Annotated in this window: 20 protein-coding genes; 11 read left to right on the top strand and 9 right to left on the bottom strand. The window is 68.3% G+C overall.

The genetic code is table 11. From position 1 onward, the window contains the following. The first annotated feature begins 37 nt into the window (after positions 1 to 37). A complete protein-coding gene (locus AB0F51_RS37295) occupies positions 38 to 538 on the top strand; it encodes a VOC family protein (RefSeq protein ID WP_360288133.1) in 501 nt (166 codons plus the stop codon). Positions 539 to 934: 396 nt separating this feature from the next. Continuing rightward, entirely contained in the window at positions 935 to 2,227 is a 1,293-nt protein-coding gene (locus AB0F51_RS37290) for an adenylosuccinate synthase (RefSeq protein ID WP_360288131.1), read from the top strand. 74 nt (positions 2,228 to 2,301) lie between these two features. On the opposite strand, the gene AB0F51_RS37285 is transcribed toward AB0F51_RS37290, so the two are convergent. Next, entirely contained in the window at positions 2,302 to 3,015 is a 714-nt protein-coding gene (locus AB0F51_RS37285; RefSeq protein ID WP_360288129.1) for a hypothetical protein, read from the bottom strand. Positions 3,016 to 3,018: 3 nt separating this feature from the next. Next, positions 3,019 to 4,287, bottom strand: coding sequence for a serine/threonine-protein kinase (locus AB0F51_RS37280; protein ID WP_360288127.1), 1,269 nt, complete (start codon positions 4,285 to 4,287; stop codon positions 3,019 to 3,021). 135 nt (positions 4,288 to 4,422) lie between these two features. Here AB0F51_RS37280 and AB0F51_RS37275 point away from each other — a divergent pair, with 135 nt between their 5' ends. Further along, positions 4,423 to 4,743 (top strand): DUF1330 domain-containing protein, encoded by a 321-nt coding sequence (locus tag AB0F51_RS37275; protein WP_360288125.1) that lies wholly within the window; start codon positions 4,423 to 4,425, stop codon positions 4,741 to 4,743. 57 nt (positions 4,744 to 4,800) lie between these two features. On the opposite strand, the gene AB0F51_RS37270 is transcribed toward AB0F51_RS37275, so the two are convergent. Next, on the bottom strand, positions 4,801 to 6,894 hold the full coding sequence (locus AB0F51_RS37270) for a sialate O-acetylesterase (protein WP_360288123.1): 2,094 nt from the start codon (positions 6,892 to 6,894) through the stop codon (positions 4,801 to 4,803). 211 nt (positions 6,895 to 7,105) lie between these two features. On the opposite strand from AB0F51_RS37270, the gene AB0F51_RS37265 reads away from it, so the two are divergent. Beyond that, positions 7,106 to 7,693, top strand: coding sequence for a DJ-1/PfpI family protein (locus AB0F51_RS37265; protein ID WP_360288121.1), 588 nt, complete (start codon positions 7,106 to 7,108; stop codon positions 7,691 to 7,693). On the opposite strand, the gene AB0F51_RS37260 is transcribed toward AB0F51_RS37265, so the two are convergent. Next, positions 7,694 to 8,395 carry an SDR family oxidoreductase gene (locus AB0F51_RS37260; protein WP_360288119.1) on the bottom strand — a complete coding sequence of 234 codons (702 nt, stop codon included), beginning with the start codon at positions 8,393 to 8,395 and terminating at the stop codon, positions 7,694 to 7,696. 101 nt (positions 8,396 to 8,496) lie between these two features. On the opposite strand from AB0F51_RS37260, the gene AB0F51_RS37255 reads away from it, so the two are divergent. Further along, positions 8,497 to 9,093 (top strand): TetR/AcrR family transcriptional regulator, encoded by a 597-nt coding sequence (locus tag AB0F51_RS37255; RefSeq protein ID WP_360288117.1) that lies wholly within the window; start codon positions 8,497 to 8,499, stop codon positions 9,091 to 9,093. Between the two features lie 155 nt (positions 9,094 to 9,248). After that, positions 9,249 to 10,463 (top strand): alginate lyase family protein, encoded by a 1,215-nt coding sequence (locus AB0F51_RS37250; RefSeq protein WP_360288115.1) that lies wholly within the window; start codon positions 9,249 to 9,251, stop codon positions 10,461 to 10,463. Between the two features lie 46 nt (positions 10,464 to 10,509). Here AB0F51_RS37250 and AB0F51_RS37245 read toward each other — a convergent pair whose 3' ends face one another. Beyond that, positions 10,510 to 11,346, bottom strand: coding sequence for a siderophore-interacting protein (locus AB0F51_RS37245; RefSeq protein ID WP_360288113.1), 837 nt, complete (start codon positions 11,344 to 11,346; stop codon positions 10,510 to 10,512). Positions 11,347 to 11,467: 121 nt separating this feature from the next. Here AB0F51_RS37245 and AB0F51_RS37240 point away from each other — a divergent pair, with 121 nt between their 5' ends. Genes AB0F51_RS37240 through AB0F51_RS37225 form a run of 4 tightly spaced genes read left to right on the top strand, consistent with a single transcriptional unit; the run spans position 11,468 to position 15,083 of the window. After that, positions 11,468 to 12,550: an iron ABC transporter permease gene (locus tag AB0F51_RS37240; RefSeq protein ID WP_360288111.1), complete on the top strand. Its 1,083-nt coding sequence runs from the start codon at positions 11,468 to 11,470 to the stop codon at positions 12,548 to 12,550. Continuing rightward, entirely contained in the window at positions 12,550 to 13,602 is a 1,053-nt protein-coding gene (locus AB0F51_RS37235; protein ID WP_360288109.1) for an iron chelate uptake ABC transporter family permease subunit, read from the top strand. The genes AB0F51_RS37240 and AB0F51_RS37235 overlap by 1 nt, the downstream gene beginning before the upstream one ends. A 26-nt stretch (positions 13,603 to 13,628) precedes the next feature. Continuing rightward, positions 13,629 to 14,516: an ABC transporter ATP-binding protein gene (locus AB0F51_RS37230; protein WP_360288107.1), complete on the top strand. Its 888-nt coding sequence runs from the start codon at positions 13,629 to 13,631 to the stop codon at positions 14,514 to 14,516. Between the two features lie 42 nt (positions 14,517 to 14,558). Continuing rightward, a complete protein-coding gene (locus tag AB0F51_RS37225) occupies positions 14,559 to 15,083 on the top strand; it encodes a putative immunity protein (RefSeq protein ID WP_360288105.1) in 525 nt (174 codons plus the stop codon). Between the two features lie 5 nt (positions 15,084 to 15,088). Here AB0F51_RS37225 and AB0F51_RS37220 read toward each other — a convergent pair whose 3' ends face one another. The 4 genes from AB0F51_RS37220 to AB0F51_RS37205 form a co-directional block, all read right to left on the bottom strand. Next, complete coding sequence (locus tag AB0F51_RS37220; RefSeq protein ID WP_360288103.1) at positions 15,089 to 15,820, bottom strand: MBL fold metallo-hydrolase; 732 nt, start codon at positions 15,818 to 15,820, stop codon at positions 15,089 to 15,091. Then, the gene (locus AB0F51_RS37215) at positions 15,817 to 16,431 is read right to left on the bottom strand and encodes a hypothetical protein (RefSeq protein ID WP_360288101.1); all 615 of its coding nucleotides are present in this window, start codon (positions 16,429 to 16,431) and stop codon (positions 15,817 to 15,819) included. Before AB0F51_RS37215 ends, AB0F51_RS37220 begins: the two co-directional genes overlap by 4 nt. 107 nt (positions 16,432 to 16,538) lie before the next feature. Next, the gene (locus tag AB0F51_RS37210) at positions 16,539 to 16,910 is read right to left on the bottom strand and encodes an FKBP-type peptidyl-prolyl cis-trans isomerase (protein ID WP_360288099.1); all 372 of its coding nucleotides are present in this window, start codon (positions 16,908 to 16,910) and stop codon (positions 16,539 to 16,541) included. A gap of 35 nt (positions 16,911 to 16,945) precedes the next feature. Next, a complete protein-coding gene (locus AB0F51_RS37205) occupies positions 16,946 to 17,809 on the bottom strand; it encodes an alpha/beta hydrolase (protein WP_360288097.1) in 864 nt (287 codons plus the stop codon). A gap of 472 nt (positions 17,810 to 18,281) precedes the next feature. Between AB0F51_RS37205 and AB0F51_RS37200 the strand changes: the two genes are divergently transcribed. Beyond that, positions 18,282 to 18,596 carry a hypothetical protein gene (locus AB0F51_RS37200; protein WP_360288095.1) on the top strand — a complete coding sequence of 105 codons (315 nt, stop codon included), beginning with the start codon at positions 18,282 to 18,284 and terminating at the stop codon, positions 18,594 to 18,596. Positions 18,597 to 18,908: the final 312 nt, after the last annotated feature.

Below are 18,908 nucleotides of genomic sequence, written 5' to 3'. Positions count from 1 at the left end.
CAAGACCGGGCGGTACGGCGTACCGAAGACTGGGCGCATGACGACGAACACGGCGCAAAACACTGTAAAGCCCATCCCCGACGGTTATCACTCGCTCACCCCGTACCTGGCCGTGTCCGACGGGCCGAAGGCGATCGAGTTCTACACCCAGGTGTTCGGGGCCGAGGTGATCAGCCGGCAGGACATGCCGGACGGGCGGGTCGGACAGGCCGAGCTGCGGTTCGGCAACTCGATGCTGCAGCTGAGTGACGAGATGCCGCAGATCGGGTTGCAGGCCCCGAACGGCGAATGGGTGCACTCCTCGCTGGTGCACTACGTGCCGGACGTGGACGCCACCTTCGCGAAGGCGATCGAGGCCGGCGCGCGGCAGGTGGCGGCGGTCGAGACCTTCATGACCGGGGACCGGTACGGCACGGTGATCGACCCGTTCGGGCACCGCTGGGCGATCCTGACCAAGGTCGAGGACGTCTCGCGGGAAGAGGCCGATCGCCGGGTCAAGGAGTGGCTGGCCAGCAACCCGGAAGAGCTCAACGGGTAAGCCCGTTGCCCTTGGCCACAAGCCCTTTAGGCCCAAGCCAGTGGGTCCTTTGGGCATAAGGAAGCGGCCCTGGGGCACAAGGAAGCGGCCCGCCGGAACCGTCCCCTGCGGCAGTTTCGGCGGGCCGCTGACTAAGAGTGTGCACGCGATCACGAAAATTGGCAACCCGTGGTGATGAATTGCGCGCTCGGTGTCACGTGCTGCCTGCGATGGGCATCACGAGCGTGCTAATGCGCAGTTCCGGTAGGCTTTGGCCGCAAGAGCCTGGAAGCGGTCGCCGATGAACATTCGGTGACTGTTGCCGGGCTTCACCCGTTCTGAAGAGGAACAGCCAGCGGCCGGCTGCGCCAGGGCGACAGCCCTGGGTCCAGCCGACGCGTGAAGAGGAGGGCTGAGATGCCCGCAATCGTGCTCGTCGGCGCCCAGTGGGGCGATGAGGGCAAAGGCAAGGCCACCGATCTGCTCGGCAACACCGGAGCCGAGATCGACTATGTCGTGAAGTTCAACGGCGGCAACAACGCCGGTCACACGGTCGTGATCGGGGACGAGAAGTACGCCCTGCACCTGCTCCCCAGCGGCATCCTGACCCCGGGCGTGACCCCGGTGATCGGCAACGGGGTGGTGGTCGACCTGAGCGTCCTGTTCGAGGAGCTCGACGCGCTGCAGACCCGTGGCGTGGACACCTCCCGGCTGGTGGTCAGCGCGAACGCGCACCTGATCCCGCCGTACAACCGGACCCTGGACCGGGTCGCCGAGCGGTTCCTCGGCAGCCGGAAGATCGGCACCACGGGACGCGGCATCGGCCCGACGTACGCGGACAAGATGAACCGGATCGGGATCCGGGTCCAGGACCTGTACGACGAGAAGATCCTGGAGCAGAAGGTCAGCGGCGCGCTGGAGCAGAAGAACCAGTTGCTGGTGAAGGTCTACAACCGGCGCGCGGTGGAGATCGCCGAGGTGATGGACGAACTGCTCGGGTACGCCGAACGCCTGCGCCCGATGGTTGCCGACACCCCGCTGCTGCTCGGCCGGGCCTTGGACGAGGGCAAGACGGTCCTGATGGAGGCGGGCCAGGCGACGCTGCTGGACGTCGACCACGGCACCTACCCCTTCGTCACCTCCTCCAACGCGATCTCTGCCGGCGCCTGCACGGGCTCCGGCATCCCGCCGACCCGGATCGACCGGGTGATGGCGGTCGTGAAGGCCTACACAACTCGGGTCGGCGAGGGCCCGTTCCCGACCGAGCTGCTCGACGCCGACGGCGAGTGGCTGCGCCAGCAGGGCTTCGAGTTCGGTACTACGACGGGTCGGCCGCGGCGCTGCGGCTGGTACGACGCGGTGATCGCCCGGTACGCCGCGCGGATCAACGGCGTCACCGACTTCGTGCTGACCAAGCTGGACACGCTCACCGGGCGGGAGAAGATCCCGGTGTGTGTCGCGTACGAGGTCAACGGCGTACGGCATGACGAGATGCCGATGACCCAGACCGACTTCCACCATGCGTTGCCGGTCTACGAGGAGTTCGACGGCTGGAGCGAGGACATCACCGGCTGCCGGACCTTCGAGGACCTGCCGAAGAACGCGCAGACCTATGTGAAGGCGGTCGAGGCGCTCAGCGGCGCGCCGATCTCCGCGGTCGGCGTCGGTCCGGAGCGGTCCCAGATGGTCATCCTGGACAACCGGTTCTGATCAGCCACGAAGCCTGAGCAGCCGCCGGGTCGCCGGCGGCTGCTTCGGTTGCCGCCGGTTCAGGGACGGCCGGGTCAGTTGCTGCCGATGATGGGGAGCTCGCTGATGATCGGCCAGTGCCGGATGTCCCCGAGGCCGGGGCGGTTCGGCAGCTCGGGCTTGCTGATCGGTTCGCGGGCCCAGTCGGCACCGCCGCCGTTCGCCGCGCTGTAGAAGGCGAGGGCGGCGACTGCCAGCAGAAAGGCCGCGACCAGCAGGCTCAGCCAGGAGGGCCGGAAGACCTTGCGCAGGGTGATCTTGGTGCCGCGGCGCAAGGAGGTGCCGCCGGGACCCCACCAGGCGACGAAGAGGCCGACGGCGCCGCCGACTCCGAAGCCGATCGCGGACAGCGGCGGCCAGTCGAGGCCGTTGGCGTTGGCGGCGCCGAGGCTGACGAATCCGCCGACGATGAAGCCGACGATGACCGGCAGGATCAGGCAGAAGAGTGTGATCAGGCTGGCGGCGATCAGGTGCACCGGGCTCGCGGCCACCGCGACCAGGCCGTCGGACTTGCCGCGGCCGCCGCGGACCTGACGCCGGCGCATGATCGCAGTACTGCCGCGGTCGACGGTGCGGGCGAGGATGATCAGCAGCGCGGCGACGAGCACGCCGACGCCGGGCGTGTAGGCCATCAGACCGGCGAGTGCGGCCAGGAGCCCGACGACGAGGAACGACCGCGCCGCCTGCTGGTCCGCCGAGGGCGCCGTGTTCGCCCGAGCCACCGGCTCATGACTCTGCCGGCGCGCCACTTCCTACCCCTGGTACTGCGGCGGCTGGAACTGAGGCTGGTACTGCGGCTCCGGGTGGTACTGCGGCTGCACAGGCACCGGGTACGGCGGCTGATACCCGCCTTGCTGATACCCCTGGTAATTCAAAGGCATCGCAGCAGGCGCAGCCGCAGTAGGCACAGGGCTGTAGGTCGCCGGATGAACGGCGACGGCCTTCTTTGCCTTCTGTTGGGCGGCCACGTCGCGGAGTTTGTCTCGGACGGGGGCGAAGGCGGAGAGCGGTGGGATGACCGGCGGGACCAGCTGGGCGACCTCGGCGGGGTCATGCAGGGCTGCGCCCGCAGCAGCGGCTACTGGCTTGTCTTCTGGCATGACTCGGGTCATTACCGCGGTGGGTGGGTTGAGGAGAGCTGTCTCGGGGTGGTCCTCGGGGGTGGGGTCCGGGTTTGGGATGAGGGCGTCGCGGCCTTCGGCGTAGCGGTTGAGGGCGGCCATGATTTCGACCTGGGTCGGGCGGTCCCGCCGGTCGGGGGCGAGGGCCGCCACAAGGAGGGGCTTCAACCGTGGGTCCAGGCCTTCCAGGTCGGCCTGACCGGTGTGCACCCGATGCAGCACGACCTCGAACGGCCCCTTGCCAAACGGCCGTCGCCCAGTCGCCGCATAAGCCACCGTCGCCGCCCAGCCCCACCAGTCGGCCGACTCGGAGACCATCTCGCCTTCGATGAGTTCCGGCGCGAGGTAGCCCGGCGTACCGATCACCAGGCCGGTCTGGGTGAGGCGGAGGTCGTCAGCTGCCTGGGCGATGCCGAAGTCGATCAGTACCGGCTTGCCGTTGAGCATCATCACGTTGCCGGGCTTCAGGTCGCGGTGCACGACCCCTGCTTGGTGGATCGCCTGCAGCGACTCCGCCAGACAGCCGGCCAGCGGCAACCAGCGCTGCGGCGTCAGCGGCCCGCGCTCGTCCACCTGCTCGTCCAGCGGCCGCCCCGGAACGAACCGGGTGACCAGGTACGGCCGGTCGCTGTGCAGGTCGTGGTCGAGGATGCCTGCCACACCAGGGTGGTTCACCTTCTGCAAGGTGGTCGCCTCGCGCTGCAACCGGGCGCGGGCGGTCGGATCGTGGGCCACGTGCGGCCGCAGTACCTTGAGCGCTACCTCTTTGTGCTCGGGCCCTTCCGCCAGGTACACGACGCCCATGCCGCCCTGCCCGAGCCGCCGGATCAACCGGTACGGCCCGATCCGTTCCTCCAGCACCTCGGTCGGTGCCGTAGGTCGTCCCCCTGTTGCTGACATGGCATCCACCGTACGTCGGGACCAGCCCACCCGCGGAGCCTCGACCCGAGTCCTTTCCCATGACCTCGGACGTAATCGTTCTTCCGCACGTTCCATCGCAAGCTGGTCTCATCCCAAGGAACGAGAGGCATCCACATGACGCACTACGCCATCGCCAACCTGCGCAACGTTCGCCTGAACGCGGGGATCGTCGAGTACCTGGAGCGGATCGACGCGACCCTGGCACCCTTCGACGGCCACTTCATCGTGCACGGCGGCGTGCCGGAGTCCGTGGAGGGGGAGTGGGAGGGCAGCCTGATCATGATCGAGTTCCCCAGCTACGAGCACGCCCGCGGCTGGTACGACTCCCCGGAGTACCAGAAGATCCTGCCGTTGCGGACGGACAACTCCGACGGCGTCGCGATGCTGGTGGCCGGCGTCGACCGGGACCACGTAGCGACCGACGTACTCCGGTGAAGGTCAGTCGGGCGCGGCCGGTGCCTCGGGGCGGTGGGCGCCGGCCGCGCCTGGTACCTAGGTGGCGGGAGGGGTGATGGGCACAGTGAAGGCCAGCAGTCCGGTGCCAGTGGCGTTGGTGATCCAGGGCCCCGCACCGATGTGGCCGTGGTACGTCAGGGCAGTCGCACCCGCTGCGGGACCGGACAGAGTGAGCACGAGCTTGCCGCCGGGCTGATAGGCCACAGACGACACCGTCACCGCCACACCCTCCACCCGGAAGTCAGCAGCAGCCCCAGCATCAACAGTCAGCGGATCAGTCGACCGCAGCTGTACTACGAGCTGCGACCCACTAGCACTCACACTGGCCGGGTTGGGCGGAGCCACACCGGCCGACGGCCCGCCGTACAGGTCTCGAGCCAGTACTGCGAACGTGTGGTCGCCCATTTCGCGATAGCCACCCAGATAGCCGTAGTGGCACCCGTCATGACCTGACAGCCCAGTGGTGGAGAGCACCGTGACGCCTGCCGAGTCGCCGAGCTGACGCTGGGCCTCCCGCAGACTCATGGCAGTCGTGTTGCCACAGGGCGCCGTGCGGATCTGGTAGACGTAGTACCGGCTTCCACCGGGGATGTCGCGGCCGAAGTCGGTTCGCCAATCCTGCAGCAACGAGGTGAAGCCGGCGATGTGTACTGGGGCGTTGTCGTTGTCGGACTCGCCTTGGTACCACAGCACGCCCCGGACCTGGCTGATCACTCCGGCGGCCGCCAGACGCTGCCGAAGCCTTCCGTAGTTGGTGTCGAGGTCGTCGGGGTTCGTGTCGTTGCGCTGGAAGAAGCTGATCGCTCGGCCGCCGTGTGCTCCGTTGATGAGCGCCACCGGCACCTGGTAGGTCTCCACGATCCGCCGGCCCATCCGGATCGCCCACTGCCCGACAGAGCCGGACTGGCTGGTGACATCACCGGTCGCGTAGTGCCAAACCCGGTCTGCGCCGGAGATAGCGCCGTCGGGACTCGGAGAGCCGAAGCTCCGCAGGTACGGCGACTCCTCGCCGTTCGCGGCACCGTTGTACTTCGCAGCCTCCGCGTTGGACTGCCCCTGGACCACATAGACGTCACCGGAGACGACTCCGTCCCTGGACGCCACTACTCGATCGAATCCCGGCCCGCTGGCGCGCAGCTCGAACGTGTACTCCTGTAGCCCGGCCCTGATGCGCGGTGTGAAGCGGAAGGACCGCGCTGACGACGTGTACGTGTCGGTCTTCCCGTTGCTGCTCACCCGCAACTGCACCCGTCGTACCCGGCTGTCGGTGATCCGCCCGGCCACTGGCACCGTCGAGCCGCCCGACGCGTCGCGGGGGAACAGTTGCCGGTCCTGGGGCGACTCGGTCAGCGCGACGACCGCAGTACGGACGTAGGCGGTGAACCGGCGTTGGGAGTAGCGGCTCGCGTTGTTGGCGAACGTCCAGTCGGGCTGGCCGCTGAGGTTCGTGCCGATCCCGAGTGACAGCGTGCTGGTCTCGGTCTCGGTAAACGTGTTGATCGCGAAGACCTGCTTGGCGGCCAGCGTCGACGGCCGGCTAGCGCCGATCTGGGCGACCTGGAACGCGCCGTACCCGAGTGGCGCGGTCGGACTGTCGTCGGCGTCGAACGTGATCGGCGAGGCGTTCGCGACCTGGGTCGACGCCCTCTCCTGGTACTGGTTCGGCCACATCTCGAGGTAGCCGGTCTGGCCGGTGCCATTCGTCACGCCGGCGACGTTCGACCGCACGTCCAGCTCGCCGACCCGCTGCCGGACGATCTCACCGGGCCGCGTCGGCAGGCCGATCCGCCTTGCATCGCTGGTGAAGGGCTCCATGGCCGTCCACACCCACTGCGGTCCGTCGGGCCCGTTCAGCTCGACGCAGTACCCCACCCGGTCGAAGTTCGGCCCGATCTCGGCGGTGCGGTCGAGGCTGTACGGCGGGGTCTCGTTCAGGTACCCGGCCTTGTCGGGCAGGTCGAGTTGCAGGACCGGCGTGAAGCCGACGGCCGCGGAGTCACAGCCGGTCGAGGCGGTCTGCCCGGAGGAGGTCGCGGTGGCCGGTTCGACTACCGCCTGCAGGGTCGCGGCGGTGGCGATCAACGTGGTGGCGATGGTGACGATCGAGCCGGCGTTGACACGTCGAGGCATGGCGGACCTCCGGAGGGCGGGATGTCTCAACCATGGGTAGCGGGTCGATCACCCTTCGTGCGACCTCTCTGCGCCCAGCGGTCCGATCCCTGCGCCCAGCGGTTGTTGCCTCACTCTAATCCCGGCCAGGCACCGGTCGGTGGCTGGAATCTAGCCAACGATGTCTATCAAGCCACTGCTGCCCCGGTGCGGTCGCGACCAGAGTGATGCCATGCGAATCGAGATCCTGGTCTTCGACGGTGTGGACGAGATGGACGTGATGGGGCCGTTCGAGGTCTGGAGCCATGCGTCCCGGTGGCCGGAGTTCGAGCTGGCGCTGGTCGGACTCGACGGTCCGGTGGAGGTGACCGGCATGCACGGCCTGCAGTTCAGGGCACCCGAAGGTCTCGGCACGCCGGACGGCCTGTTCGTGCCCGGCGGCGGCTGGATGAACCGAGCCGAACGCGGCGCCTGGGCAGAGGCGCGACGCGGTGTCCTGCCGGCCCGGATCGCCGAGGTCGCGCAGCACACCCAGTGGGTCGGGTCGGTCTGCACAGGCTCGATGTTGCTGGCCGAGGCCGGCCTGGTGAAGGGCCGGCCGGCCACGACGAACCGCGGCGCCTGGCACGAACTCGAGACCTTCGGCGCCGAGGTCAAGCACAACCGGGTCGTCGACGACGGCGACCTGGTGACGGCCGGCGGAATCACCGCCGGCATCGACCTCGCCCTGCACATCGTCGAGCGGGAACTCTCCGTCGAGGTTGCCGACGGTATTGCTGCGGCGATGGAGTACGCCCGCGTGCGAGACGTCTACCGCTGATCAGCTCTGGAGCTGTGGGTAGACAGCGCTCAGGTCTCCGGCCACTGCGGCCTTGGCCCACTTCGCCGTGTCATCAGCCAGTACTTCGTACGCGCCGGCCTCGATGCCGTCGAGAGCCGCCTTGGCGATGCTGGCCGGGTTTTCCTTGGCTGCCTCGACCGCGCGGACCATGTCGGTGTCGACGTACCCCATGTGCAGACCGGTCACGCCGATGCCGCGGTCCCGCAGTTCGACCCGCAGCGCGTTGCTCTGCGACCAGAGCGCGGCCTTGGTGGCGGCGTACGCGCCGTGCCAGGAGACCCAGGTGAGGGCGGAGTGTGCGTTGAGGATGTGGCCGCCGCCGTTGCGCTCGATCACCGGGACGAACGCGCGGGTCAGGTTCAGCGGGCCGAAGAAGTTGATCTCGAAGACCTCCCGGATCGCCTCCAGCGGCACGTCGAGGTAGGTGTCCGGCGAGACGCTGCCGGCGTTGTTGATCAGTACCGTGACGTCGGGCGCCGCGGCGACCAGTGCGTCGATGGAGGCTTGGTCGGTGACCTCGAGCGGCAGCGTGACGACGCGGGGGTCGGTGCTCGGTTGCGGATTGCGGGCGGTGGCATAGACCTTGCGGACGCCGCGGGTGAGCAGGTCGTCGACGATCGCCTTGCCGATACCGCGGTTGCCGCCGGTGACGAGGACGACGGCGCCTTCGAGGGTGGTCATTTTGCGTTACTCCAGAGGGGAGAAGTGGATGGAAACCGATCTGTTTCCACAGCATAAACCGATCGGTTTCCAGAATCAAGCCGAGCCGGTACGCTCGATTCATGACCACCCAGGCGACACCCCGCGAGCGGCTGCTGGACGCGGCGGGCGAACTGTTCTACCGAGACGGCGTCAACATCGGCGTGGACGCGCTCTGCAAGGCGGCCGGCGTCTCGAAGAAGTCGATGTACCAGCTGTTCCGCTCCAAGGACGAGCTGATCGCCGAGAGCCTCGCCAGCGTGGGACCGGGGTACCAGCAGGCGCTGGAGCCGGGGATCGACGACGGCGCGACGCCGCGCGAGCGGATCCTGGCGGTCTTCGTGAAGCAGGATCAGCTGGCCGCCGGTGGTGAGTTCTTCGGCTGCCCGTTCGTCAGCACGGCGTTCGAGCTGAAGAACCCCGAGCACCCGGGCAGTGTGGTCGCGCGGCACTTCAAGCAGCGGCTGACCGACTTCTTCCTGGGCGAGCTGATCGCGGCAGGAGTCGACGACCCCGACACGCTGGCCGTCCAGCTGGCGATGACCTTCGACGGCGCGAGCGCCCGGGCCGTCGTACGGGCCCAGGCGCTCAACGGCGTCGGAATCCGGATGGCCGAGGCTCTGCTCGACGCGGCCGGCGTCCGTGCGCCCGAGCTGGCCGGCCAGGCGCGCCAGAACTAGAAGGCGGATGGGACAAAGCGGGGTTTTGTTCCAGTGTGAAGTTAGTGGTGCTGCGAGGTTGACGCCTTCACGCAGCGTCGTCACACTTCCGAAAAGACTCTGCGGTAATGGGGGATCGCAGCGTCATACCGCCCCCGCAAGCAAGGACCCCGCCCATGAGAAAGAAAGCAGTTCTACCGGCGCTCGCCGCCGCGTGTGCCGCCGCTTTGGTGGCCGGCGCGCTGACCAGTCCGGCGGGCGCCGCGACGAAGGTCGACGCCGCTCCGGCCGCAGTACAGGCTCCTTCCACGTTCACTCACCCCGGTGTGGGGGTGAGTCGCGCTCAGCTGGACTTCGTTCGCGCCAAGGTGCAGGCCGGTGCGCAGCCCTGGACGACCGCGTTCAACCAGGCGAAGAACAGCACCTACGGTTCTTTGAGTCGTACGCCGAAACCGCGCGCGGTGGTCGAGTGTGGGCCGTACTCCAACCCCGACTACGGCTGCCGGGACGAACGTGGCGACGCGATCGCGGCGTACACGGATGCCGTGCTCTGGTACATCACCCGCGACGATCGCTATGCGCAGAAGGCGATCCAGCTGATGGACGCCTGGTCCGCGACGATCCGCGACCACACCAACAGCAACGCGCCGCTGCAGACCGCCTGGGCCGGATCTTCGTGGCCGAAAGCCGCCGAGATCATCAAGCACGTCTACGGCAACTGGCCTAACTCGGGCCGGTTCGGCACCATGCTGCGCACCGTCTACCTGCCTGAGATCATCAACGGCTCGAACTCCAACGGCAACTGGGAGTTGAGCATGACCGAGGCGATCCAGGGCATCGGCGTGTTCCTGGAGGACGCGGCGGTCTACGACAAGGCGATCGCGCTGTACCGGGTCCGGGTACCCGCCTTCGTCTACCTGGAGTCCGACGGTTCGCTGCCGAAGACCAAGCCGAGCCAGAACCTCGACACCCGCGACAAGATCGTCGCCTACTGGCAAGGCCAGAGCACTTTCGTCTCAGGTTTGACGCAGGAGACCTGCCGCGACTTCGTCCACACCGGCTACGGCATCTCGGCGATCAGCCACGTGCTGGAGACATCCCGCATCCAGGGCATCGACCTGTACCCCGAGTTCGGCGAGCGGCTGCGTCAGGCGCTGGGCTTCCAGTCCCGCTGGGAGCGCAACCTCGAACCGGTCCCGTCCTGGCTCTGCAAGGGCACTCTCAAGCGCGGCCTCGGCCCGATCACCGAAGTCGGCTACAACGCCCTGCACACCCGCCTGGGCATCACGATGACCAACACCCAAGCCCTCACCGAATCCCGCCGCCCAGCCGGCACCAACGACCTCTTCGTCGCCTGGGAAACCCTCACCCACGCCGAAAACCCGAGCTGACCAAGCGGTACTCCGGAGGGCCTCGGCCGGCTCTCCGGAGTACGGATCAGACCTGGGGTTCGCCGCGTTTCCAGTAGCCCTGGAAGGAGATGGCGGGTTTCGGGAGGCCTACTGCGTTGACCAGGTGGCGGCGGACGTGCTTGATCATGCTGGACTCGCCGGCCACCCAGGCGTAGTCCACGTCGAACGGCAGCTTCGCCGCTTTGAGGGCCTCGAGCAACGACTTCGGGCCGTCCGCGGGACCGCCGGTGTGTGGGATCCAGGTGATGTCCACCCGGCCCTCGCTCGGCAGCGCGCGGATGTCCCGGATGTCCGGCACCTCGACGAAAACAGCGGCCCGTACTGCGGCGGGCAGCTGCTCCAGGATCCCGGCGAGGGCGGGCAACGCGGTCTCGTCGGCGACCAGCACCCGGCTCAGACTCGTTGCCGGAGGCACGTAATCCACGCCGGACATCAACAGGCCCTTGGTGCTCGTGGTGTCGACGGCGAACGGCAGGATGAGCCCGATCTCCGCGCCGATCTCGACCTCGGTGACCCATGCCGACGCAGGACCGTTCACCCCGTGCAGGACGAACTCGATGTCGAGCTCGGCCACCTCCGGCCGCAGCGCGCGCACGGTGTACGTCCGCATGATGAACCGCTCCTCGACCGGCTGGGCGCACCACTCGGCGTACCAGTCGTCGCCCGCGGGCAGTCGGAGTTCGCTGCCGTCCGGCGGGGAGAGCAGCACCTTGATGCGCTGGTCGGGGCCGGCCGTGACCACGTCGGCGATTCGCGGGGCCACGAACGTCACCCGGCGCAGGTGCGGGCTGAGGTCGTCGACCGCCGCCACGGTGGCGTGCAGCGCGGCGAAGTCGATCGGGCGCTCGAGCACTGTCGTCATGCCAGTGTCTCCGTCAGGGGAAAGTAGTGACAAAGCAGGGGTTCAGGTGCAACACGACTACGGAGCGGGTTAAGGTGAAGCATCTAGAGGTTAGCCTTACCTAAGAGGATCCCAAAGTCCAATGCCCCCGCCCTCCGTCACCGACACGGTTCCCGCCGGCCGTGCGGCACCTGGCTCCGCCCGGGACCAGCGGCGCCCGCGGACCCGGCGTACGACGCTCGTGGTGGGGCTGGTCGTCTGTGTCGCGCTGCTGGTGGGTGTGTCGTTGCTCAGTGTCGCGATCGGCTCGAAGCAGATCCCGCTGTCCACGGTGCTCGACGCGTTGCGCCACTACAACGAGGCGAACACTGATCACGTGATCGTCCGCTCCCTGCGCGTGCCCCGAACGGTGATCGGCCTGCTGGTTGGCGCGGCCCTCGGTCTGTCGGGCGCGCTGATGCAGGGCGTCACCCGCAACCCGCTCGCCGACCCGGGCATCCTCGGAGTCAACGGCGGTGCCGCGCTCTTTGTCGTCGCGGGCATCTACTGGTTCGGGCTGACCTCGCTGACGGCGTACGTCTGGCTGGCCTTCGCCGGCGCGGCCGCGGCCTCCGTGGCGGTCTACCTGCTCGGTTCGCTCGGGCGTGACGGCGCGACCCCGGTGAAACTCGCGCTGGCCGGCGCGGCGATGACGGCGATGCTCGGCTCGCTGACCACCGCGCTGCTGATCGGTGACGTGGACACCTTCGACTCGTTCCGGTTCTGGGCGGTCGGATCGCTGGCCGGCCGGGGTTCGGACATCGCCACCCAGGTCGCGCCGTTCATTGCCGTCGGCATCGTGCTGGCGCTGATCTCCGGCCGGATCCTGAACGCGCTGTCGCTCGGCGACGACGTGGCCCGCTCGCTCGGCCAGCGGGTCGGGACGGCTCGGATCTTCACCGCGGTGACCGTGGTACTGCTCTGCGGCGCGGCCACCGCGGCCGCGGGACCGATCGGTTTCATCGGCCTCACCATCCCGCACGTCGCCCGGCTGGTGACCGGCCCGGACTACCGCTGGATCCTGCCGTACTCGATGCTGCTGGCACCGATCCTGCTGCTCGGCTCGGACGTGATCGGCCGCGTGGTGGCCCGGCCCGGCGAGCTTCAGGTCGGCATCGTCACCGCGGTGATCGGCGCCCCGTTCTTCATCGCGCTGGTACGCCGCCGGAAGCTGGCGGACCTGTGATGGCCGGTCTCGTTGCGGAGCACTCGCCCGCCCAGCTGATCGCCCGCGCCCGTACCGTCCGGCAAGCGCGCAACGTCGCGGTCGCCGTCGTCCTGGCCGTCATCGTGTTCGCCGTCTTCTGCGTCTCGCTGTCGCTCGGGGACTTCAAGATCCCGGTCCTCGACGTGGTGAAGACGCTGTTCGGCGGCGGTGACAAGGCGACCGAGTTCATCGTCAACCGGCTCCGGCTGCCCCGTGCGCTGACCGGCATCCTGGTCGGGGTCGCGCTCGGTATGTCCGGCGCGATCTTCCAGAGCGTCGCCCGCAACCCGCTCGCCAGCCCGGACATCATCGGCGTCACGTACGGCGCGAGCGCGTTCGCCGTCCTCGCGATCATCACCCTGGGCCTGACCGGTACGGCGGTGTCCGCGATGGCCGTCGCGGGTGCGTTGCTCACCGCCTTCACCATGTACTTGCTGGCCTGGCGTCGCGGTGTCTCCAGCTACCGGCTGATCCTGGTCGGGATCGGCATCGGTGCCATCGCGACCAGCCTCACGTCGTACCTGTTGACCAAGGCGCGGGTCGAGGTGGCCCAGCAGGCGCTGATCTGGCTGACCGGCAGTCTGAACGGGCGCGACTGGACGCACGTCCGCTCGATGGCGGTGATGCTGGTGGTGCTCATCCCGGTGTCGGTGCTGCTGGTGCACCGGTTGCGCGTGCTGCAGCTCGGCGACGAAACGGCGTACGGGCTGGGGTTGCGGGTGGAGAGCTCGCGGCTGGGGCTGATCGTGGTCGGCGTGCTGCTCGCCGCGGTCGCGACGGCCGCGGCCGGGCCGATCGGGTTCGTGGCGTTCGTCGCGCCGCCGATCGCGCGCCGGCTGACCCGTTCACCCGGGCCGGCGATGGTCGCGTCGGCCCTGATCGGCGCGCTCGTGGTGGCGCTGTCCGACCTGGTCGCGCAGCACGCGCTGGGTGAGACGCAACTGCCGGTCGGCGTCGTCACGGGAGTGATCGGCGCGCCGTACCTGATGTTCCTCTTGGCCCGGACCAACCGGATCGGAAGTGGTGGCTGACAGTGGAGTTGCAAAGGGAGGCAAACGTGGACCACAGTCTCTCGGCCGAGAAGCTTGCCGTCGGCTACGACCAGCGCGAGATCATCCACGACCTGTCGGTGCGGATCCCGACCGGCAAGATCACCGTGATCGTCGGCGCGAACGCGTGCGGCAAGTCGACCCTGCTGAAGACGATGGCCCGGTTGCTCAAGCCGAGTCGCGGGACGGTGCTGCTGGACGGCAAGAGCATCCAGTCGATCCCGACCCGGACGGTCGCGACCAAGCTCGGATTGTTGCCGCAGTCACCGACCGCGCCCGAGGGGATCACGGTGGCAGACCTGGTCGGCCGCGGCCGCTACCCGCGGCAGGGCTGGATCCGGCAGTGGACCAAGGCCGACGACGAGGCGATCGCCGACGCGATGATCTCGACCGACGTGCTGGAGATCGCGGACCGGCCGATCGACGAGCTGTCCGGTGGCCAGCGGCAACGAGTCTGGATCGCGATGGCGCTCGCCCAGGAGACCGACATCCTGCTGCTCGACGAGCCGACCACGTTCCTGGACCTGACCCACCAGTTCGAAGTACTGGACCTGCTGGTCGACCTGAACAAGCGTGACCAGCGGACCATCGTGCTGGTGCTGCACGATCTCAACCAGGCCTGCCGGTTCGGCGACCACCTGATCGCAATGAAGGACGGCGCGATCGTTGCCGAGGGCAACCCGCGGCAGGTGATCACCGAGGAGGTCGTCCAGGATGTCTTCGGGCTGGCGGTCAAGGTCATCCCCGACCCGGTCGCCGGTACGCCGATGGTCGTCCCGATCGGCCGCCACACCACCCGCACCGACACGGCGACGTCGGCCGCGGAAAGTCCGGTCACCAAGGCGCTCGCCGCATCGGCCGCAGCTCAGGGCATCTGCCGCCCCGCCGCCCGCTGACCAAAGTCTCAACGAGGTGGTTCAACGATACGGTTGAACCTCATGACCGACGAACTGATCACCATGGACGACCGGCGTCAGCTCGGGCTGTGGGCCGCTGACTGCGTCGAGCGAGCGTTGCCGCTTTTCGAGGCGAAGGTTCCCCACGACACCCGGCCGCGCGAGGCGCTCGAGTGCGTCCGCAGCTTCGGCAACGGCGGTGAGCGAACCAAACAGATCCGTACCGCGGCTTGGGCGGCCAACTCGGCTGCTCGTGAGACCAGCGACCCGGTCGCGGTGCTGGTCGCCCGCGCTGCGTTGTATGTGGCAGGAACGGCCTACATCCATTCATTGGAGTCACCGCATCAGGTGAACCACGTGTTCGGCCCAGCTGTCGCCGCGGCCCAGGCTCGCGAGCTCAACGCGGGTGGTGACACCCAGGCCGGCGACGACGAGATCCGCTGGGCGATCGAGCACGCGCCGCCTGCTGTCCGCGGGATCGTCCAGCGGTTGCCCGCAGGCAAGTTCACCGGTTCCCGCCGCGGCGTGCTGAGTCGGCAGCTCGACGAGGGACTCCGCGGCGGTTGAAACTTTCAGACGGCCAGGTGCAGGCCGTCGTACGCGACCTTCCAGTCGCTGAGGTCCGCCGCAGCCAGAGCCGTTGGCGACAGATGCGTGAGGACCAGGTCTCGGCAGGTGAAGCGCTCGCGCTGCCGTGAGAGCGTCTCGAGATCGAGATGCCAGCGGATCGGCGCCGGGCTGTAACCCTCGCAGAGGAACAGGCCCACGTCGTCGGACGCCGTCAACAGCGCATCGGTCCACTCGGTGTCCCCTGAGTAGGCCATCGAGCCGTGCGGTCCTTCGAGTCGCAGGGCATAGGCAGGCGCGCCCGAAGCATGCCGTACTTCGAACGGCGTCACGGTGAGCTCACCCAGTCGCCTCGCCTCGGCATCCACGTGCTCCAGGACGTGCACGTCGAAGCGGCGCTCGACCATGGACGAACCGGAGTACAGGGCCTCCATCGCGTCGGTCAGCCTGGCGCGAGTGCCGGCGGGCCCGACGATGGTGAGGTCGCGGGTGCGGCGGCGGAACTGGCCGTCGAGGATCAGGAACGGCAGGCCACCGAAGTGGTCGCCGTGCAGGTGGCTGATCACCACGGTGTCGATCTCGTTCGGATCGATCTGTTGCCGTCTGAGCGCTGTCAGGCTGGTGGCGCCGCAGTCGACGAGGACGCGAGGGATGTCCTCGATGGCGACGGCGATACAGGTCTGGAACCGGCCGCCCGAACCGAAGGCGTCACCGCTGCCCACCACCGTCACGTTCATGGCGTACGTCGTACCCGGTGGACGATCAGGCCGGCCAGCAAGGCGCCGAGCGTGCCGAGGGCCAGGTCGCCGAGCGTGTCGGTGTAGGCGGTCTGGAGTTCGGCGGAGTGCCGGACGAAGGCGACGTACTCGCCGAGTTCCCAGATCACCGCGGCGGTGGCGCCGAAGCCCAGGGCGACAAAGGCGGTCAGGCCGCGGGTGAGTCCGCGGGGGAGGAACGCGGTCAGCGCGCCTGCGGTGAGGAAGCCCCACAGGACGAAATGCATCGCGTCGTCCCACCAGGTGATGGTGTCGAACAGGTTGAGCCGGTTGCCGATCAGATCGCCCAGCCACGGCACCGTCAGCAACAGGTCGGCGTGCCACGGGAACGTCTGGTGCAGCTTGCTCTTCGCGCGCCCGTAGCCGAACCACCACAGCGGCAGGATCATCGCGCCGATCGGGTAGACGACCAGCCGCGCGGTCGACGCCTTGCCCTTGATCCCACTCAGGTCCGGCCAGATGAATGCCGTCAGCAACAACAGGAACAACACGACCTTCGCCAGCAGGGCGGCGTACTTCGTCCAGCCGGTCCGGCTCGTCGCCGGGGCGGTCGTGGTCACCATCGTCGTCATGCTCCCAAGTCAACCCGCTGGGGCAGCAGCGCGGATGCGTAGTACTACGGAAAAGCCCCCGGTCGCGTCATTGTGACGCAACCGGGGGCCTGTTGGTTGGAGGGAGGTCAGCTGACGCTGAGCAGGTCGACGACGAAGATCAGCGTCTCGCCCGGCTTGATCGCACTGCCGGCGCCCCGGTCGCCGTAGCCCAGGTGCGGCGGAATGACCAGCTTGCGCCGGCCGCCCACCTTCATGCCCTGGACGCCGGTGTCCCAGCCCTGGATGACCTGGCCGACGCCCAGCTGGAAGGCCAGCGGCGTGCCACGGTTGTAAGAGGCGTCGAACTCCTCGCCGGTGGAGTGCGCGACGCCCACGTAGTGGACGTTCACCCGCGAGCCGGCCTTGGCCTCGGCGCCGTCGCCCTCGGTGATGTCGGTGATCTCCAGATCCGCCGGCGGCGGGCCATCCGGAAAGTCGATCTCAGGCTTGTCAGTCATGTCTCCAGCTAACCAGATAGGCGGCGTCGCGACGATCAGCGGGCCAGCACGTCGCGCAGTTTCACCGCGAACTCGGCGGGCTTGCCGGGCATCCCGTACTCGTCGCCGAGGAACCCGCCGTGGTTGCTCGGGAACACCTCCGGAGTCAGCCCGAGCAGCTCGGCAATCGCCTTCCCACCCCGCCCCGCGAGCTGGTTGGCCGACTCCTCGCCGACCCCGACGACCACCTTGTCCGTCGACTTGGCCAGCGCGTCGAGGTCCGGCCGGTACGACGTACAGCCGCGCAGGTTCTGCCCGAGCAACGCGTCGTCGCGCGAACCGTCGTCCTCGGTGGGCAGCCCGAACATCGCCGGGTCCGGCGCCGGCTGGTCGGTGTAGTCGGCCGGGATCTCGCCCTCGAAGCTGACGATCGCGATGAACTTGGCCATCCCCGCGCCCTGGCCGTCACGCTGGTAGGTCTCGTAGATGTCCGCGCAGGCCTTGAGGGCGGCCTCGGCGTCGGGGAGGAGCGCGGCCAGCGGCGGCTCGTGCGCGACCAGCGTCTTGACCAGCTCGGGGCGCTGGGCGACGAGGGCCAGGGCGTTCACCGCACCACCACTGCTGGCGAACAGGTCGACCGGCCCGGCGTCGAGAGCCTCGATCAGGGCGGCCAGGTCGGCAGCGTGGTCGTCGGGCGTCAGCTCACCGGTGCCGTCGGTGCGCTGACTGCGCTCGACCCCGCGGGGGTCATAGGTCACCACGGTCCGGTCCTCGAAGTGCGACGCCAGCGTCGGGAAGCCGCTCGCGGCCATCGGCGACCCGATCATCAGCAGCACCGGCTGATTGCTCAGCTCGCCCCGGACGTCATAGGTCAGGACGGCGCCAGGCACGTCGAGGGTGTGAGTGACAGGTTCCGGCATGGTGCGCTCCTAGGATCAGCCTTTTTCTGGACCTTAAACCGGACCAGGGCCTACTGGACAGCATTACTCTCAGTATTCATGCGGAAGAAAATCGCAGTACTGGTCGCCGCAGTTCTGCTCACCGTGGGTCAGCCCGCCGTGGCAGCGCCGACGGAGAACTACGGGCAGTACTCGCTGATGTTCGAGAAGTCCGCCGGTCAGCACTGGGCGGGTGGCGTGGCAGCAGGCCAATGGGCGTGGACCCCGCTCAGCGACACCGCGTCGGACATCTCCTGGGGCGAGCCGAAGAACTGGCCGCCGAAGTCGGGGGAGCGCTTCGTCCGCGACGGCGACTGGATCCTCCTGGACGGCTACAACGACGGCGCCGGCCGCCCACTCACCCAGATCCAGCGAGTCACCACAGAGAAGATCGGCAGCGCCACCTGCACCGGCATGCAACCCCTCCCGCCGGCCCGGCGACCGGCAGCACTACGTGAAGTGGACCATCCCCACCACCGGCTACTGCCTGGACGCCACCGGCACCATCAAGTCTTCAACCGGCTCCACCACACTCACCTTCCGCCACCTCCAGAAATGGACCCCACCCCACCCCTGCTCCAACCCGTACTTCACCAACCAGATCTGCATAACCCAGTCCGAACAATGGTGGGACGACAACAAACACCCTTACGCCCTACAGCTCTCCCGCACTATGGAGTTGGCCCGCGGCAAGGGCCCAGCTTTCACCAACCACACCACCTTCCCCATCGCCTGGAACGCCAACGCCCGCTACTACTGGCGGTACTGACTCTCAGGCCGCAATACGACGACGACAGATTCCGGTTCGGCTGTGCATGAGGGCGAGCCGCACGCTGTCGGTGGGTGGACGATGGCTTTCACGCCCCGGCCGCCGCAGTGTCGCAGGCGCGACAGAGGAGCACACCCCACGCGGACCGCGCACACCCCGGCGCGGAGCGCATTCCCGCGCAGAGCGCGCACACCCCTGCGCGGAGCGCATTCCCGCGCTGGGCTTGCCCCCGGGTGGTGGACACCGGGTTATGCGGCTTTGGCCGCGTGGTGGTGTGTGAGTTCGTACTGTATTGGGCTGGTCATGCCAAGG

Source organism: Kribbella sp. NPDC023855 (assembly GCF_040639475.1).
Lineage (GTDB): Bacteria > Actinomycetota > Actinomycetes > Propionibacteriales > Kribbellaceae > Kribbella.
The sequence above is the reverse complement of the archived record's forward strand: the minus strand, read 5'-3'. Positions and strand labels throughout refer to the sequence as shown.

Bases quoted from the DNA above. Each gene is read 5' to 3' on its own strand.
- AB0F51_RS37295 (WP_360288133.1), top strand. From the start codon at position 38: ATGACGACGAACACGGCGCAAAACACTGTAAAGCCCATCCCCGACGGT.
- AB0F51_RS37290 (WP_360288131.1), top strand. From the start codon at position 935: ATGCCCGCAATCGTGCTCGTCGGCGCCCAGTGGGGCGATGAGGGCAAA.
- AB0F51_RS37280 (WP_360288127.1), bottom strand. From the start codon at position 4,287: ATGTCAGCAACAGGGGGACGACCTACGGCACCGACCGAGGTGCTGGAG.
- AB0F51_RS37275 (WP_360288125.1), top strand. From the start codon at position 4,423: ATGACGCACTACGCCATCGCCAACCTGCGCAACGTTCGCCTGAACGCG.
- AB0F51_RS37270 (WP_360288123.1), bottom strand. From the start codon at position 6,894: ATGCCTCGACGTGTCAACGCCGGCTCGATCGTCACCATCGCCACCACG.
- AB0F51_RS37265 (WP_360288121.1), top strand. From the start codon at position 7,106: ATGCGAATCGAGATCCTGGTCTTCGACGGTGTGGACGAGATGGACGTG.
- AB0F51_RS37260 (WP_360288119.1), bottom strand. From the start codon at position 8,395: ATGACCACCCTCGAAGGCGCCGTCGTCCTCGTCACCGGCGGCAACCGC.
- AB0F51_RS37255 (WP_360288117.1), top strand. From the start codon at position 8,497: ATGACCACCCAGGCGACACCCCGCGAGCGGCTGCTGGACGCGGCGGGC.
- AB0F51_RS37250 (WP_360288115.1), top strand. From the start codon at position 9,249: ATGAGAAAGAAAGCAGTTCTACCGGCGCTCGCCGCCGCGTGTGCCGCC.
- AB0F51_RS37245 (WP_360288113.1), bottom strand. From the start codon at position 11,346: ATGACGACAGTGCTCGAGCGCCCGATCGACTTCGCCGCGCTGCACGCC.
- AB0F51_RS37240 (WP_360288111.1), top strand. From the start codon at position 11,468: ATGCCCCCGCCCTCCGTCACCGACACGGTTCCCGCCGGCCGTGCGGCA.
- AB0F51_RS37235 (WP_360288109.1), top strand. From the start codon at position 12,550: ATGGCCGGTCTCGTTGCGGAGCACTCGCCCGCCCAGCTGATCGCCCGC.
- AB0F51_RS37225 (WP_360288105.1), top strand. From the start codon at position 14,559: ATGACCGACGAACTGATCACCATGGACGACCGGCGTCAGCTCGGGCTG.
- AB0F51_RS37220 (WP_360288103.1), bottom strand. From the start codon at position 15,820: ATGAACGTGACGGTGGTGGGCAGCGGTGACGCCTTCGGTTCGGGCGGC.
- AB0F51_RS37215 (WP_360288101.1), bottom strand. From the start codon at position 16,431: ATGACGACGATGGTGACCACGACCGCCCCGGCGACGAGCCGGACCGGC.
- AB0F51_RS37210 (WP_360288099.1), bottom strand. From the start codon at position 16,910: ATGACTGACAAGCCTGAGATCGACTTTCCGGATGGCCCGCCGCCGGCG.
- AB0F51_RS37205 (WP_360288097.1), bottom strand. From the start codon at position 17,809: ATGCCGGAACCTGTCACTCACACCCTCGACGTGCCTGGCGCCGTCCTG.